This is a genomic window from Nostoc sp. CCY0012, assembly GCF_963920855.1.
Classification (GTDB): domain Bacteria; phylum Cyanobacteriota; class Cyanobacteriia; order Cyanobacteriales; family Nostocaceae; genus Cyanocohniella.
Genome location: NZ_CAWUDM010000123.1, coordinates 1 through 15,615, shown reverse-complemented (window position 1 = coordinate 15,615; position 15,615 = coordinate 1). Strand labels below are relative to the sequence as shown.

11 protein-coding genes are annotated in these 15,615 nt (G+C 41.5%); 3 read left to right on the top strand and 8 right to left on the bottom strand.

Annotated features, from left to right (window positions below; genetic code table 11):
* Positions 1 to 110: 110 nt before the first annotated feature.
* Complete coding sequence (locus ACM0OS_RS24735; protein ID WP_414545828.1) at positions 111 to 1,754, top strand: acetolactate synthase large subunit; 1,644 nt, start codon at positions 111 to 113, stop codon at positions 1,752 to 1,754.
* Positions 1,755 to 1,948: 194 nt separating this feature from the next.
* On the opposite strand, the gene bioB is transcribed toward ACM0OS_RS24735, so the two are convergent.
* Positions 1,949 to 2,959 carry a biotin synthase BioB gene (gene bioB / locus ACM0OS_RS24730; protein ID WP_414545827.1) on the bottom strand — a complete coding sequence of 337 codons (1,011 nt, stop codon included), beginning with the start codon at positions 2,957 to 2,959 and terminating at the stop codon, positions 1,949 to 1,951.
* Between the two features lie 589 nt (positions 2,960 to 3,548).
* Between bioB and ACM0OS_RS24725 the strand changes: the two genes are divergently transcribed.
* Positions 3,549 to 4,121, top strand: coding sequence for a GNAT family N-acetyltransferase (locus ACM0OS_RS24725; RefSeq protein WP_414545826.1), 573 nt, complete (start codon positions 3,549 to 3,551; stop codon positions 4,119 to 4,121).
* Positions 4,122 to 4,673: 552 nt separating this feature from the next.
* Here the strand turns inward: ACM0OS_RS24725 and ACM0OS_RS24720 are convergent.
* Positions 4,674 to 6,380: a SulP family inorganic anion transporter gene (locus ACM0OS_RS24720; RefSeq protein WP_414545825.1), complete on the bottom strand. Its 1,707-nt coding sequence runs from the start codon at positions 6,378 to 6,380 to the stop codon at positions 4,674 to 4,676.
* A 1,388-nt stretch (positions 6,381 to 7,768) separates the two neighbouring features.
* Complete coding sequence (locus ACM0OS_RS24715; RefSeq protein ID WP_414545824.1) at positions 7,769 to 8,281, bottom strand: hypothetical protein; 513 nt, start codon at positions 8,279 to 8,281, stop codon at positions 7,769 to 7,771.
* A 453-nt stretch (positions 8,282 to 8,734) separates the two neighbouring features.
* On the opposite strand from ACM0OS_RS24715, the gene aroA reads away from it, so the two are divergent.
* Positions 8,735 to 10,090, top strand: a complete 1,356-nt coding sequence (gene aroA / locus ACM0OS_RS24710; protein ID WP_414545823.1) for a 3-phosphoshikimate 1-carboxyvinyltransferase — start codon at positions 8,735 to 8,737, stop codon at positions 10,088 to 10,090.
* A 171-nt stretch (positions 10,091 to 10,261) separates the two neighbouring features.
* Here the strand turns inward: aroA and ACM0OS_RS24705 are convergent, their stop codons facing one another.
* The 5 genes from ACM0OS_RS24705 to ACM0OS_RS24685 form a co-directional block, all read right to left on the bottom strand.
* Positions 10,262 to 10,756: a pentapeptide repeat-containing protein gene (locus ACM0OS_RS24705; protein WP_414545822.1), complete on the bottom strand. Its 495-nt coding sequence runs from the start codon at positions 10,754 to 10,756 to the stop codon at positions 10,262 to 10,264.
* Between the two features lie 202 nt (positions 10,757 to 10,958).
* Positions 10,959 to 11,513, bottom strand: coding sequence for a DUF4126 domain-containing protein (locus ACM0OS_RS24700; protein WP_414545821.1), 555 nt, complete (start codon positions 11,511 to 11,513; stop codon positions 10,959 to 10,961).
* 320 nt (positions 11,514 to 11,833) lie between these two features.
* Positions 11,834 to 13,129, bottom strand: coding sequence for an adenylosuccinate lyase (gene purB / locus ACM0OS_RS24695; RefSeq protein ID WP_414545829.1), 1,296 nt, complete (start codon positions 13,127 to 13,129; stop codon positions 11,834 to 11,836).
* 254 nt (positions 13,130 to 13,383) lie between these two features.
* Entirely contained in the window at positions 13,384 to 14,406 is a 1,023-nt protein-coding gene (locus ACM0OS_RS24690) for a YihY/virulence factor BrkB family protein (protein WP_414545820.1), read from the bottom strand.
* Positions 14,407 to 14,872: 466 nt separating this feature from the next.
* On the bottom strand, positions 14,873 to 15,615 hold a 743-nt coding region (locus ACM0OS_RS24685; RefSeq protein WP_414545819.1), incomplete at its 5' end, for a tetratricopeptide repeat protein.

Sequence of the window (15,615 nt, the reverse complement as noted above, 5' to 3'; positions counted from 1 at the left end):
CCTTGTCACCTTGTCACCTTGTCACCTTGTCACCTTGTCACCTTGTCACCTTGTCACCTTGTCCCCCTGCCTCTTCAGTCCCCAATATCTATAACAAATGAGGAAATAAAATGAATACTGCTGAATTATTGGTGCAATGCCTAGAAAATGAAGGAGTGCAATATGTTTTTGGTCTTCCTGGTGAAGAGAATTTACACGTTTTAGAAGCACTTAAACATTCTTCCATTAAATTTATTACTACTCGTCATGAACAAGGTGCAGCTTTCATGGCCGATGTCTACGGACGGTTGACGGGAAAAGCCGGGGTATGTCTTTCTACTTTGGGGCCTGGGGCAACTAATTTAATGACTGGGGTGGCAGATGCTAACCTCGATGGTGCGCCTTTAGTGGCCATTACAGGTCAGGTGGGAACCGATAGAATGCACATCGAATCTCATCAATATTTGGATTTGGTGGCGATGTTTGCACCTGTAACCAAGTGGAATAAACAAATAGTGCGACCGAGTATTACACCAGAAGTAGTGCGGAAAGCATTCAAGCGATCGCAAACTGAAAAACCGGGTGCAGTTCACATTGATTTGCCAGAAAATATTGCGGCCATGCCAGTGGAAGGCAAACCGTTGAGAAAGGATAATACTGAAAAAACCTATGCTTCTTTTGCTAGTATTCGGGCCGCCGCTGCTGCTATTTCTCAAGCAGTTAATCCCATTATCTTAGTCGGAAATGGGGCCATTCGCGCTCAAGCTAGTGATGCTGTGACGCAATTCGCTACCCAGATGAATATTCCTGTTGTCAATACTTTCATGGGTAAAGGTGTGATTCCTTATACTCATCCTTTGGCTTTGTGGTCGGTAGGATTACAACAGCGAGATTTCATTACCTGTGGTTTTGATAATACAGATTTAGTCATTGCTATTGGCTATGATTTAATCGAATTTTCCCCGAAAAAATGGAATCCTCACGGTGAAATTCCCATTATTCATATTGCCACCACATCTGCGGAAATTGACAGTAGTTATATTCCCCACGTGGAAGTAATAGGTGATATTTCTGATTCTGTGAATGAAATTTTAAAATTGGCAGATAGACAAAGTAAACCCAATCCTTATGCCATTAGTTTACGGGAAAATATTCGTGCTGATTACGAACAGTATGCTCATGATGATGGTTTTCCCATTAAACCGCAAAAACTAATTTATGATTTACGCCAGGTAATGGGGCCTGATGATATTGTCATCTCTGATGTGGGCGCACATAAAATGTGGATTGCCCGCCATTATCATTGTCATAGTCCCAATACTTGCCTGATTTCCAATGGCTTTGCGGCCATGGGTATAGCTATTCCTGGTGCTTTAGCCGCAAAACTGGTTTCTCCTAACCGTAAGGTTGTCGCCGCTACTGGTGATGGCGGTTTTATGATGAATTGTCAGGAATTAGAAACCGCCTTGCGTGTGGGTACTCCTTTTGTCACCCTAATCTTTAATGATGGTGGCTATGGGTTAATTGAATGGAAGCAAGAAAATCAATTTGGCAAAGGTAATTCATCTTTTGTGCATTTTGGTAATCCTGATTTTGTCAAGTTAGCTGAAAGCATGGGTTTAAAAGGTTACAGAGTTGAATCTGCAACTGATTTTATACCCGTACTCAAAGAAGCTTTGGCGCAAGATGTACCTGCTGTCATCGATTGTCCTGTAGACTACCGGGAAAATCACCGCTTTAGCCAGAAATCTGGTGAATTAAATTGTCTAGCTTAAATTGACTCGCGGTTATTTTTATCTGGTAGTGGACTGATACGCCTAAAATGATGTGATAGATATAACTCTTGTAGTGCGGGCGTTTTACCTGCACCGGACGGGCGAAACGCCCATCCTACAAGATAAATGTAATGCAACATTTTAGCTGAGACAGTCCACTACTAGACTGATACGCTCATTGAGAGTAAGTTTCGTTAACTCACAACCGCAGACGTTGCCACTTTTTCCGGTCTTTGGTGCGGCGGACGCATTTCTAAACCCAGCAAATTCAGCATTTCTTTGTCAGCGTCGTAATCTGGACAGGGAGTAGTCACTGTCAGCATTTTATTATCATCGCTGGAGAAAATGGAATTTGCCCCGGCCATGAAGCATAGCGCTTGTTCCACCTGAGAAAGTCTGGCCCGACCAGCGCTCAGACGTACATCAGAAGCCGGCATGACAATTCTCGCTGTGGCTATCATGCGGACTATTTCCCAAATGGGGACATCTGGTTGATTTTCTAAAGGTGTACCAGGGACTTGGGAAAGAATGTTAATCGGTACGGACTCTGGGTGAGGATGTAAATTGGCCAGAGTCTCTAACATCCCTACTCGGTCATCGATGCTTTCGCCTAAACCGAGGATGCCGCCAGAACATACAGTCACATTTGTTTGTCGCACATGATCAATTGTATTCAGGCGATCGCCATAAGTTCTGGTGGTAATAATCGTATTGTAATAATCTGCCGAAGTATCTAAGTTGTGGTTATAGGCATACAGTCCTGCTGTTTCTAAGCGCTTGGCTTGGTCTGTAGTCAGCATTCCCAGAGTGCAGCACACTTCTAGACCCATGTCGGTGACTTCCTTGACCATTTCCAAGACCGTCTCGAATTGGGAATTATCTCGAACTTCGCGCCAAGCTGCACCCATACAAACACGACTAACGCCAGTTTCTTTGGCTTTTTGGGCAATGCTCAAGACAGTTTCCTTTTCTAGCAGTGCTTGGGGCTTGACTTCGGTTTTATAGCGAGAAGATTGGGCGCAGTAGCTACAATCTTCCGGGCAAGCCCCTGTTTTAATAGAGATGAGCTTGCAAACTTGTATTTTTGTTGGGTCATGATATTGGCGATGCACGCTAGCAGCTTGATAAATCAGCTCTAGGAATGGCGTGTTGTATATCGCCTGAATCTCTGCTTTTTGCCAATCGTAGCGTATTCCCACCGACATCACTATCCTTCTTACAAACTGGATTGGTCAAGAGCCATTTTCTTGTTGGATCTCTAAAAATACAACCTTTGGATGCAACGAACGAGTTTACATTTAAGCGTTGTAGATATTAGAAATCAGCTTATCAAGATTTTGAAGATGTGGCAGATGCACTGTCAAAATAGTCACTAACTTCACATATCCCAAAAGCTCAAACTACTCAAGCAGTACGATGATACAGCAAGAATATTTGCTCTTAGATATCAAAAGTGTGGGTAATACTCAGCGAAATTCTGTCAAATTTATCACTTTTTACCTTAAGTTTTGCCAAAAGAATGGATACACAGCATCACGATATCGTTAAATTACCGGAAACTACTACACCGACAAAATCGACTGCTCCCTTGCTCCCTTGCTCCCTGCCCCCCTGCCTCTTTTGACGAGGTGCAGACTTAAGGAGGACAAATCTGTTCAATGCTCATCTGACTCACTCTTGTTATCGGGACTTCACTATTTTTGATAAAAAAATTAAACCCCATGAGTTAGGTATGAGAGAGATGAAAAATTCTCAAATCTGTGATTAAAATTTATCAAGTCAACTAACTTTTATATGAGATCAGAACTGCCACTCATCACAAGCGATCGCTTGACATTAAGAATTGCGATTAAAAAAGATATACCACAAATTCTCAAATATTTCCATGAAAATAAAACTTATCTAACTCCCTTTTATCCTCATTGGTTTGATAATTTCTTTACCGAGGAGTATTGGCAATATCAAATTGAAAATAATGTCTTAGAGTTCATCCATGACCAATCGTTAAAATTGTTTATTTTTCCTAATAAAAAATCCACAAAAGTTATTGGTACTATCAACTTTAGTAATTTTATTCGCGGTGCTGCTCACTTTTGTTACGTAGGTTATAGTCTTGCAGAAGCCGAGCAAGGTAAAGGATACATGACAGAAGGTTTAAGAGCCGCGACTAATTATGTATTTGAAGAATTGAATTTTCACAGGATTATGGCTAATTATATGCCCCATAATCGGCGCAGTGGCAATGTCTTAAAAAAATTAGGTTTTTTGGTGGAGGGATATGCTAGGGACTATTTATTAATTAATGGAAAATGGGAAGATCATATTCTCACTAGTTTAGTGAATCCTAACTGGAAACCAGAAAAGTAATAACGATAAATCCATAGCACAAAAAGATATATCTCAATGTTGTTGTGAGTGTTTTAGTGTTATTATATGATTTATTTATTTATTTATTAGTTAATCAATATTATTGGCTACATATAGGACTCCTATTTAATTATTGAAAAACTCTGCATACTCAAAAAATCTTCTTTCCTACTCCCCACTCCCCACTCCCCACTCCCTACCTCACAAGTGTAGGTTTTTTATTTGGGTATGAGTAGGCACTCTCAAACAGAGCGATAAACGTGGTTCAAATAACGAAATTTCGTTCTTGGTTGGGAAATCAGAAACTAAAATTTGAGTTGTTAACCAACGTAAAAACTCCATTTCAGGCACGTTTGTAAAATACCTACACCTGTCAGCCACTCCCTACTCCCATCCTACGCAAATAATTATGGCTACGCCACGCAAGCTATCAGGAATCAAAACGTACAGTGTTCACTGTTCACTGTCAACAAAAGCCAATGTTAAGTTTCAAGATAGTGTCAAACTAAAAAATTGGACGTCCTTCAACTTTATATGAAAAAAAAGCTGTGATTAAGAAAGAGAAGGAAAAGGTTTGTCAGTCTCATCATAGCTATAGCCTTGCTTTTCACGTACCATAGCCAAACCTGTTTGAAGTGCAGTCAGGCGATCGCTCATCCAGTAGTGTCCCGGAATTAAACCAGCAATACCCAACTTTTCTAAGCGATTTCTTACCTTTCCGGTTGCACCGACAATGATCACGTCCCGTCCGGCATCAATAACCTCTTGAATGGCACTTTCAATCGCCAAAGAAGAAGTTACGCCCAAAATAGGAACTTCACTTAAATCAACAATCAGAACATCATAATTAGCGATCGCACGATGTTCTCTCTCAATAGCTTTGGCAACACCAAAAATCATCGGCCCACTGAGATGGAACAGTAAAACTCGCCCGTTAGCTGAATCTAAAATTTCTTTTTCTTCGGCAGTTAAGACAATTTGATCATCAGCGTCAGTAATTGCTTTTACAGAATTGGATTGAAGTTGATCAAGGCGTTCAATAGTCAAGATGTTAGCAATAAAGACTCCTACAGCTACAGCTACCATTAAATCGACAAACACTGTTAGAAGTACCACACTATAGACAATTCCGGCTGCCTTCCAAGAAATTTTGTGAACCCTTTTGAGAAATCCCCAGTCAATAATATTAATCCCTACCTTTAAGACAATTCCCGCTAACACAGCCAAGGGAATACCAGAAGTTAAGGGAGCCGCCCACAAAACGACAATTAACAGTACTAAAGCCCGACTAATACCAGATAATGCCGTGCGTCCACCGGCTTGGATATTAACTACAGTTGCCGTTGTCGCTCCAGAACCAGCAATCCCCCCACATAAGCCAGTAATCAAATTAGCAATACCTTGCCCAATTAATTCTTTGTTAGATTTGTGTTCGGTACGGGTGAGACTGTCAGATACAAGACAAGTTAATAAACAATCAATGGAACCTACCATACCCAATACTACTGAGTTCACAAACATCAATTGCAAATTTTGAGGGCTAAAAGTGGGTATTTGCAGTTGAGGTAAACCAGGAGTAATTTCTCCAATCGTGGCGATCGTGCGAATTTCAACACCACTAAAAAAAATCAGAGAAATTGCCGTACCGATAACTAAAGCTACCAGTTGCGGCGGCATCACTTTTTTCCATTGGCTAGGGTAAAACAACAGAATTGCTAAAGTTATTACCCCTAAAATAGTTTCCCAAGGATTGATATTGGTAATGAGCGTTGGTAGATTCTGGATGACGCCAATCACACCACCTTTAGGAGTTTCTTGTCCTAAAAAGGGTGCTAATTGCATAAAAATTAAAATCACGCCAATTCCTGTCATAAAGCCAGAAATCACGTTGTAGGGCAACATCGTAATATACCGCCCTAATCGCAATAGTCCAAAGAGGATTTGAAATAATCCTGCCATCATCACTACAGTAAATGCCATTGCCAGACCATTTTCTGGATTATTGGCTGTGAGTCCAGTAATGACGGCGGTGATAATTACTGTCATAGGGCCTGTTGGTTCGGAAATGAGGCTTGGTGTACCACCAAACAAAGCGGCAAAAAATCCGACTAATATTGCCCCCCATAACCCAGCCGACGCACCTGCACCAGAAGCGATACCAAATGCTAATGCCATCGGTAAGGCAACTACCGCCGCTGTTAACCCGCCAAGAATATCTCCTTGGACATTACGGAAATGAATTTGATTGGTTATTTGCATAAAAGGTCTTTCTCCATTCAAAAATTACGTTCAATTCATCTCAATGAAGCGGTTAAGAACTAAGACAATATTGTCTTGTTCAAGTTTTTTCTGTCGATATCCATCCAAAATTGCCCGTGCCTTAACGTGTACAAAAATACCTACTCAGCCACTAAAATACTGTTAGGGAGAGTAAAATAAGTATGCAGAATTATTAGTAAGTGAACAGATCACACAGACTATCAAAAGCAAAATCCGCATGGCTAAACACACAAATTTATGCTGGCAAGTAATAACTCAGCAGGACTTACGCACTCGCTACGAAAATCAAGGCTTTGAGATTGCTTCCCTACGGTCGCAATGACGAAAATACCTGGTTGGTTACGTAAGTCCTGTTCAGGTCAAACTGGCAAGGAATATAACTTACTTGCTTTGATGTTCTCAGACTGGATCTGAAACTAATGCTGAACTAGGATTCGACTGGTTTGTTGCACCACTGGCTGCAAATACTTCTGATTACTACAAGGCTCAGGCTCCACTTCAAGGTGGACAATCCCAACTATTTAAACCCACCGAAGAGATAGTTACCTGCAACATCACCCGAACCTGTTTACTATTGAATAATTACAAGAGCGTTCATCAGTTAGCTAAAGATTATCACAGCATTGTTACAATTTGCAATAAAAATACAAGCCAGCTTTACAGATAGATGAAGATTTATCTCAAAGGTATTTTAACTAACCAAAAATTTAGACATCTGCATCATAATCATACCTAATATGAATGAAAATATTCTGTTATCTCTTAAGGATTTTTAGGCTAGCCCAAAGAGCGAATGCAGAAAACTGGCCCTAAATATCTTTTTAATTTACAACTACCGATATTATCTAAACTATATATTGCAGATATGAGAACTAATGTTTACTCTATGTTTCTCACAGAAAATGATGAGGTTCAGGAAATTAATAGTTCAAAGGTTATAATCAACCATGAAAATGAGATGATTGTGGGCATAAAGATAAAATAAAATATTTCAGTCAGTTGCTGGGAAAATTTATAAGTATGTAATGAATGCTTAACCACAATTGCTGGAGTTAAATTTAACCAGTGGAAGTGAGCAAAAGCCCCCAACTAAGATAAATTCGCACCCCTGTCCTCTTTATCAAAAGCCTTTGTCAGAGTATAGTTACACAAAAAATGGGCAGCAGAAAATCATGCTCAGATGTTCATATCCCCAGTCTCACCAGGATAAAAAACACAAAGATGTGGCTTATTACAATATGCCAAAGGTTAGTGGAGTCCTAAGTTTGGCGAGTTGGTAAACTAGCTATGCATGTCTTTGTCCTGATCCCCACCCTACCTATGCTTGACGGGTGGGGTCTGCCACGAATTAGTAAAATACTTAATATTTAGTGCTTAATTTCTAGATTGAGAATGTAACTTCCTAATTGGACTTTTTCTCCCCACAATTCGTATTCCACCCGCAAATGTTCTGGCAGATGGTGACCGTTGAGTAATAGGGTTTTTGTAAAATTCCGTAAGCGAATGGGATTATGCGGTTGTAATGACTCGGTTGGTAACCAATAACGGCTCACGCCATAAACGCCTTGTTCCCAAAAATGACGATAACTTACTTGATCGTTACCTTGCATAGTCATAATTACTCGGTAGGGAGAAATTTCCAGCCACAAAACTCTAGGACTGCTAGGGGCATAGGCATGACTCTGTTTTGAGCGAATGGTATCTTCTGGAGCGGGGGAACTCCCTACTTCACAACTAATGAGGGGTGGTGCAGTTAACAGTAAATGGAATCGATCAGTATCTTTTTGATACAGTGTCCCGGCAGTTTCCACAACAGACCAGAATGGCAGGTCAGTTGAGATAAGTGATAGACATACGGGCTTGCGGTGATAGGTTAGCATGGGAGCGATAGGGGCTAAAAGCTATTGAACAAGATGAAATTAACACCAATATCTCTAGCAGGTCAGGGAAAGCAAGTAAATAGTAAAACATGCTTAATATTAACTGAAGATGCTAATTTGGTAAGCTAAATAAATAAACGTAAAAAGAAAATAAATAAACTCAATAAAAAGTTTTACTACAACCCCAATACTGGTTATATATGCAGTAATTGACCAATAGAGCTTGTGAATAATTATACTTTTATTAATAGTCTCAAGAGACAGCCTAAAGACATATTGTAAAACACAAGCCACTGGGCAAGAAAACATTGACTGAACCTGAAAGTTAGTTTTGGGAGATTTTGGTAAATTTCCGATAACAAAAAGCGATACGATACTAGGCAGGAAGTGTCTAGTGGTGGCCAATGTAGTCACTGATGAACTTCCGGTGTATTCAAGAGCCAGTGTAACCTAATGTCGGCTTCTGTTATAACCGTAGAAACGCAAAAAGACCTTTCGCATAAGTTAATTATCCAGCGACCCTCTGCTGGCTTATCTTTACAAGGTTGTATTCGTGTACCAGGGGATAAATCTATATCCCATCGAGCTTTGATGTTAGGAGCGATCGCCCAGGGTGAAACTGAGATCCAAGGGTTGCTGTTAGGTGAAGATCCCCGCAGTACCGCTAGCTGTTTTCAAGCTATGGGGGCGGAAATTTCGCCATTGAACACAGAATTAGTCCGGGTGCAGGGCATTGGTTTAGGCAACTTACAAGAACCAGTGGATGTGTTGAATGCTGGTAACTCTGGTACCACACTGAGGCTGATGTTGGGTTTGTTGGCATCCCATCCAGGACGATTTTTCACTGTGACAGGCGATAGTTCCTTGCGATCGCGTCCCATGTCGCGGGTAGTGAAACCTTTGCAACAAATGGGGGCCCAAATTTGGGGACGCAAAGGCAATTCTTTAGCGCCTTTAGCAATTCAAGGACAAGTCCTCAAACCGACTCATTACCATTCCCCCATTGCTTCAGCCCAAGTCAAATCCTGCGTATTACTGGCGGGGTTACTCACCGAAGGAAAAACCACCGTCACCGAACCAGCCCTTTCCCGTGACCATAGTGAAAGAATGCTGCGGGCCTTTGGTGCAGAACTCAGCATTGATCCAGAAACCAACAGTGTGACTGTGATGGGCCCAGCTCAACTACACGGGCAAAAAGTCATCGTCCCAGGGGATGTCAGTTCGGCGGCTTTTTGGTTAGTAGCTGGGGCCATTGTCCCTAATTCGGAACTGGTGGTGGAAAACGTCGGTGTCAATCCCACCCGCACCGGCATATTAGAAGCCTTAGAACTCATGGGGGCTGATATTCAACTGGAAAATCAACGAGAAGTCGCAGGGGAACCAGTAGCAGATTTACGGGTACGTTCCAGTCGGTTAAAAAGCTGCACCATTGCCGGCGATATCGTCCCCAGAATGATTGATGAAATTCCCATTTTGGCTGTAGCAGCCGTATTTGCCGAAGGTACAACCATCATTCGAGATGCAGCCGAGTTGCGAGTCAAAGAAAGCGATCGCATCACTGTCATGGCCCAGCAACTCAATAAAATGGGAGCGCAAGTCAGTGAATTACCCGACGGGATGGAAATTACTGGTGGTACACCCTTAGTTGGTACTGATGTCGATAGCCATACAGATCATCGCATTGCCATGAGCCTAGCGATCGCATCTCTTGTTTCCACCGGAATCACCACCATTCACCGTGCAGAAGCAGCCGCAATTTCCTATCCAGACTTTACCGCTACTCTACAAAAAGTAGTAAGTGGACAGTGACAAAGCAGGGGGCATGGGGGCATGGGAGCTATCGCCCACAATTCTACTCGGCTTTAAACCTTATCTTTTGGTAAAAGACAAGGGGGCGCAAGATTTTGATCTTAGTGCAAGAACTTCCCCCCTGCTTCCTTTCCTCCCACTCCCTACTCCCCACTCCCCACTGCCGTATTTTTACCTACATTCTAAAGATTCACGAGTATCCGCACCAGTTTGAGGATTCACACCACTAGCTTGAGCGCAGAGTTTTTTGATCTGTGGCCCATCTAAAATTGCATTGGTAAAATCAGCACCAGTAATGTCAACATTATCAAAGACAGAACGTAACATCATGGCATTTGTAAAGACTGCATCACTCAAATCAGCCCCCTTAAACTGGGTCAGATAAGCTATACCCTCACTAAAATCTACCCCATGTAGATTTACGCCTTCCAAGAGAGAGCCATTAAACACGCCACCACGAAAATCAGCATTACTAAAATTAGTATTCTTTAAAATTACATTAGTAAACTCAGTCCCGTTCAAGTTTTGACCAGAGTAATCTTGAGCCTCAACTTCCTCACCTACAGAACGGGTAATACTAGAAGAACTAGCGGCTTGCGCTGTTAGGGGGAACAAAAAAATCACCATAGCTAAAACCAAGCTAGCCAGTAGTTGCTTATACTTCATAATCTCTTGTTAACAAATCTCAACACTTCCACTATTAACTATTAAACCTTACCGGAAAGTCCATTAGTTCAGAAGATTGTGAAATTGGGGAGTCAAAAGAGGTAGGGGAGCAGGCTTCGCCGTGAGCGTCAGCCTTGTTTGTCGCCCCGTCAGCTGGTGGATATGTAAGTTATGAACGAGATATACCTTAACGTGAGTCTTCTCATGGATTTAGATAAGCCCGACCTTGACGATACCAGTCATACCATTGTTTAGCACTACGCACTGCAAACCAGAGGAGAAGTAAAGCAATTAATCCTCCTTGCCAAGGAGCATCAAAAGCAAATAGTACTAGAGCAATGCATAAAATATCTTGAAGAAACACCGCCCACAATGGTAAGCCGCGCAAGCGATAGAACCAGCCAACTTGAACTAGCTGGAGTACTAAAGCTAATGAACCACCAATGAGGACAATCAGCCAATTGGGAGTTTCTGTCGCCGCAGCAACTGCTAATCCCATAATTGCCCCCACTAGGGGAGAAAGTAATAATTGAATTAGTTGGAGAAATCTTTGACCCCATAGTCTTTTTGAGGCTAATAATTCTACTAACGACCAACTAATTAGGCAACCTAATAAAATTGGTGGAGAAATGCGAGATAAAATTGGCATCTCCGACCATAAATTAATGCCCCGTAATAGGCTAATGATTAATAGAGGTATGCCTATTCTCATACCAGCTGCCGCAGAAGCAGAAAGTGTAGCGAGGATTCCAATCATTTAAGATTATTAAGGCACTAGTAAATAACTATATTTGTTATTTATACTACCCACTACTTGCGAAAATACTAGCAAGTAATATGATTATTCCCCAACGCCATACTAAAATATTTTCCAAAAATAAAAAAAAAGACAAAGATAGAAAAAAGGCTGGGTAAAGGGGTGCTGGGGAAGCAAATACAAGAAACGCCGGAAAAATGCGCGCATTTCTTATCCAGTAGGTATTGTCAGCATTTAACCAGCAATAAGAATTATTTTCTTTTCTCCCCTGCTCCCTGCTCCCCTGCTCCCTGCTCCCTGCCCCCCTGCCTCTTCTGCGGCTAAATACCTAGCCTTTGGTAAACTTGATCTAAATGCCGGAGATGCTGCTGTGGGTCGAAGCAGGTGGCAATTTCTGCTGGCGACAATTTTTGAGTAACACGTGAGTCTTTGGTAATTAATTCGTGGAAATTTCCTTCTGGCTTATTCCACGCAGCATGAGCGCTTTCTTGGACGATCGCATAAGCTTCTTCACGGTTCAATCCCTTATCTATCAACGCGAGTAGCACTTTTTGACTAAAGACTACACCGCCGTAGCAGTTAAGATTCCGTTCCATGTTCTCAGGGTAAACCAGCAAGTTTTTCACTAGTTCGGTTATTTCGTGAAGCATGAAATGCGTCAAAATGCAAGCATCTGGCAAAACTACCCGTTCTACAGAACTGTGAGAAATATCCCGTTCATGCCACAAAGCCACGTTTTCTAAAGCTGCACCAGCATGACTTCTCACCAGTCGCGCCATTCCTGTAAGTCGTTCTGAACGGATGGGGTTTCGCTTGTGTGGCATTGCTGATGAGCCTTTTTGACCTTTAGCGAAAAATTCCTCAACTTCTAAAACGTCAGTTTTTTGTAAGTTGCGAATTTCCACAGCAAAGCGTTCTATAGATGCGGCAATCAAAGCTAATTGTTGCACATAGTCAGCATGGCGATCGCGGGAAATAACTTGTGTTGAGGCCGCATCAGGTTTGAGTCCAAGTTTTTCGCAGGCGATCGCTTCTACTCGTGGTTCAATATTGGCATAGGTTCCCACCGCACCAGAAATTTTACCCACAGCAATGGTTTCCCGGAGAATTTTCAGGCGTTCTTGATGCCGTAATACTTCAGCCAACCACCCAGCTAGTTTAAAACCAAAAGTGATTGGTTCAGCATGAATCCCATGCGATCGGCCAATCATTACCGTATAACGATATTCACGTGCCTTGTGGCGAATAGCCTGAATTAAATCTTCCAGACGTTGTGATAATACATCTAAACTGGCAACTAATTGCAGTCCTAAAGCCGTATCCAGTACATCGGAACTGGTTAACCCCAGGTGAATATAACGTCCAGCATCACCTACATACTCATTGACATTAGTTAAAAAGGCAATGACATCGTGACGAACTTCGGCCTCAATTTCTAGCACCCGCTTGGGGTCAAATTTAGCCTTAGCTTTAATTTCCTCAACTGCTGGAGATGGAATATAACCCAGTTCAGCTTGGGCTTCACAAACTGCAATCTCTACCTGAAGCCAGGTTTCCAATTTATAAGATTCAGTCCACAGGTTGCCCATTTCGGGCAGAGTATAACGCTCAATCAACGTTCGCGGCAGAATACAACTGTCATATTTTACAGTCAAATCAGTTCATTAGTGCAGTAGGAAGATGAGAGGGAGCGGGGAAGATGAGGAATATATTGCAATATGGTTCACTTAAGAGAAAAAGTAGGTTGGGTTAAGCGATAGCGCAACCCAACAAAGTCTTGAAGATGTTGGGTTTCCTGAAGTCAACCCAATCTACTACTAATTCTATTTTTTAGCCTTAACTGAACAGTATTGGAATATATTGCTCTCTTTTAATAAAAATTGATTCTTCTTCTGCGTTTGATGCGTTTGGGCTGGAAATAACGCATAATGCGATTGATTAAATTGGGAGGACGTTTTTTTCTATTATTAGTTTGTCCTATGGATGTATTACTACTGTGATTAGCCGCAACGTCTTCATCTATAGGTATGGCATTTTCTGTTGGAGTCATTCCATTGCCATGTCTCCTAGCATAAACTTGGGTAAATTCAGCACCAAAGAAAAGAATTTGAGCAGCATAGTTAACCCAAGCGAGGATAACTACCAATGAACCGGCAGCGCCATAGGCGGAACCAAAAGTTGTATTACCTAAATACTGTCCTAAGACAAATCTACCAATAGCAAACAAAAAGGACGTGATAATAGCACCAATTAAAACATCATCCCAAGTGATTTTTACATCGGGGAGAACTTTGAAAATCAAGCCAAATAAAACTGTAGTAATGACAAAAGAAAGTACAAAATTCAATATCTGCCAAATAATATCTGCACCTGGTAATAAACCACTTACATAAGTTAATACTGCTGATAAACCTGCACTGACAACTAGAGAAACTAATAGTAAAAAACCTACACCCAAAATCATGGTAAATGATAAAAAGCGGGTGCGGATTATATTCATAACTCCTTGTCCGGGTTTTGGTTTTACCTCCCAAATTGTATTGAGAGAATCTTGTAATTCGGAAAATAAACCAGTAGCACCGACAAATAAAATTACAATACTAATAATTGAGGCTACAGTTCCTCCTGTTTCTGGTTGATTAGCATTTTGGATAGCTGTTTCTATAAATTCTGCTCCATCTGTACCAACTAATCCTTGAATCTGATTGACAATTTCACCTCTAGCGGCATCTTCACCAAATACTGCTCCAGCAACCGCAATAACAATAATCAGCAAAGGTGCTATGGAAAAGATTGTGTAATAAGCCAATGCTGCTGCTAACCTGGGAACTTTATCTTCACTCCATTCTTTAAATGTTTCTTTTAGTAGCCGCCACATTGCTTTGAAATTCATTCAATTAGTCTCCTTATAATTAGGAAGTTTGTATCCTCCTGGTATATTTGATACTAATTTTTGAGTACATTACATCTACCTAAGGGTGTTTGTGCCATATTCTTAAGGCAGAAATTATATCTCCCGGAAAGAAGGTAGAAAACGTCAGTTTGGGTTAAGAAATAAATATCATATCCAGTAGAAAAATTGTCATTGCGACCGCAGGGAAGCAATCCCAAAACCCCTGTGTTCGCGTCGTTCCACTTTGTTTAACTCGCGGCTGCATATCGTAAGTATTCAGCCAGAAGCACGACAGAATCGGGTTTCAGACCATACCGTAATACTGTTCAGTTAAGGCTAAAAACTACAATTAGTAGTAGGTTGGGTTGACTTCAGGAAACCCAACATCCTCAAGACTTTGTTGGGTTGCGCTATCGCTTAACCCAACCTACTTTTATGGAACGTCGAGATAAGAAACAGAAAAAACTTAAAATCGCTCAAATAGCCACTCATCCCCCACAATCGCCTCTAACCGTTGCTTGAGTTGCGGTATAAAATATTCAGGATCATTCAACCGTTGCTTTACAAACCAACTATCAAATGCTTCCGGCGTTTCAATCCCTTGGTCAATAGCCGCACTGGATAAAATATTCAAACTGCGCTGTTGTAACTCCTGTAACTGGGGATGTCCTGCGCCGCGAATTTGGCATAAACACACAGCAACTGCACCTAGTAAAGCTTCCATTTCATCCCCTTTGTCTACGCGATTATACATAACCTGAAGAGTATTTACTATATTAGTTAAAGGTACTTCAATTCGTAGACACAGCCAAACAGCTTGAGCAAGGTAGATAAGACCTTTAATTTCATCAGTAAGGCCTAAGTTATTTAAAGTTGTGTATAAATCTATATAAGCGCGAACTTGTCCGCGTAATTGGGCTGCTTGGAGGTTTAGTTGTAACTCCTGGGTTTTATCTCCCCTTTTTCCTTCGCAATAAGCCATGCTGTGTAGGGTGGTGGCTTTACCTGCGACATCGTTGATGCTGTCATTGATATCCAAAGATTGCTGGTAAAGTGCGATCGCCCCGGCTATGTCTCCCTGTTGCGCTTTTAATCGAGCCATGTTGTGTAGGGTGGTGGCTTTACCTCGGACATTGTTGATGCTTTCATAGATTTCCAAAGATTGCTGGTAAAGTGCGATCGCCCCGGCTATGTCTCCCTGTTGCGCTT

What these genes read in the sequence shown, in the direction of transcription:
- ACM0OS_RS24705 (WP_414545822.1), bottom strand. Translation starts at nt 10,756, where the DNA reads ATGAAGTATAAGCAACTACTGGCTAGCTTGGTTTTAGCTATGGTGATT.
- ACM0OS_RS24715 (WP_414545824.1), bottom strand. Translation starts at nt 8,281, where the DNA reads ATGCTAACCTATCACCGCAAGCCCGTATGTCTATCACTTATCTCAACT.
- ACM0OS_RS24690 (WP_414545820.1), bottom strand. Translation starts at nt 14,406, where the DNA reads ATGAATTTCAAAGCAATGTGGCGGCTACTAAAAGAAACATTTAAAGAA.
- ACM0OS_RS24700 (WP_414545821.1), bottom strand. Translation starts at nt 11,513, where the DNA reads ATGATTGGAATCCTCGCTACACTTTCTGCTTCTGCGGCAGCTGGTATG.
- ACM0OS_RS24725 (WP_414545826.1), top strand. Translation starts at nt 3,549, where the DNA reads ATGAGATCAGAACTGCCACTCATCACAAGCGATCGCTTGACATTAAGA.
- bioB (WP_414545827.1), bottom strand. Translation starts at nt 2,959, where the DNA reads ATGTCGGTGGGAATACGCTACGATTGGCAAAAAGCAGAGATTCAGGCG.
- ACM0OS_RS24735 (WP_414545828.1), top strand. Translation starts at nt 111, where the DNA reads ATGAATACTGCTGAATTATTGGTGCAATGCCTAGAAAATGAAGGAGTG.
- ACM0OS_RS24720 (WP_414545825.1), bottom strand. Translation starts at nt 6,380, where the DNA reads ATGCAAATAACCAATCAAATTCATTTCCGTAATGTCCAAGGAGATATT.
- aroA (WP_414545823.1), top strand. Translation starts at nt 8,735, where the DNA reads ATGTCGGCTTCTGTTATAACCGTAGAAACGCAAAAAGACCTTTCGCAT.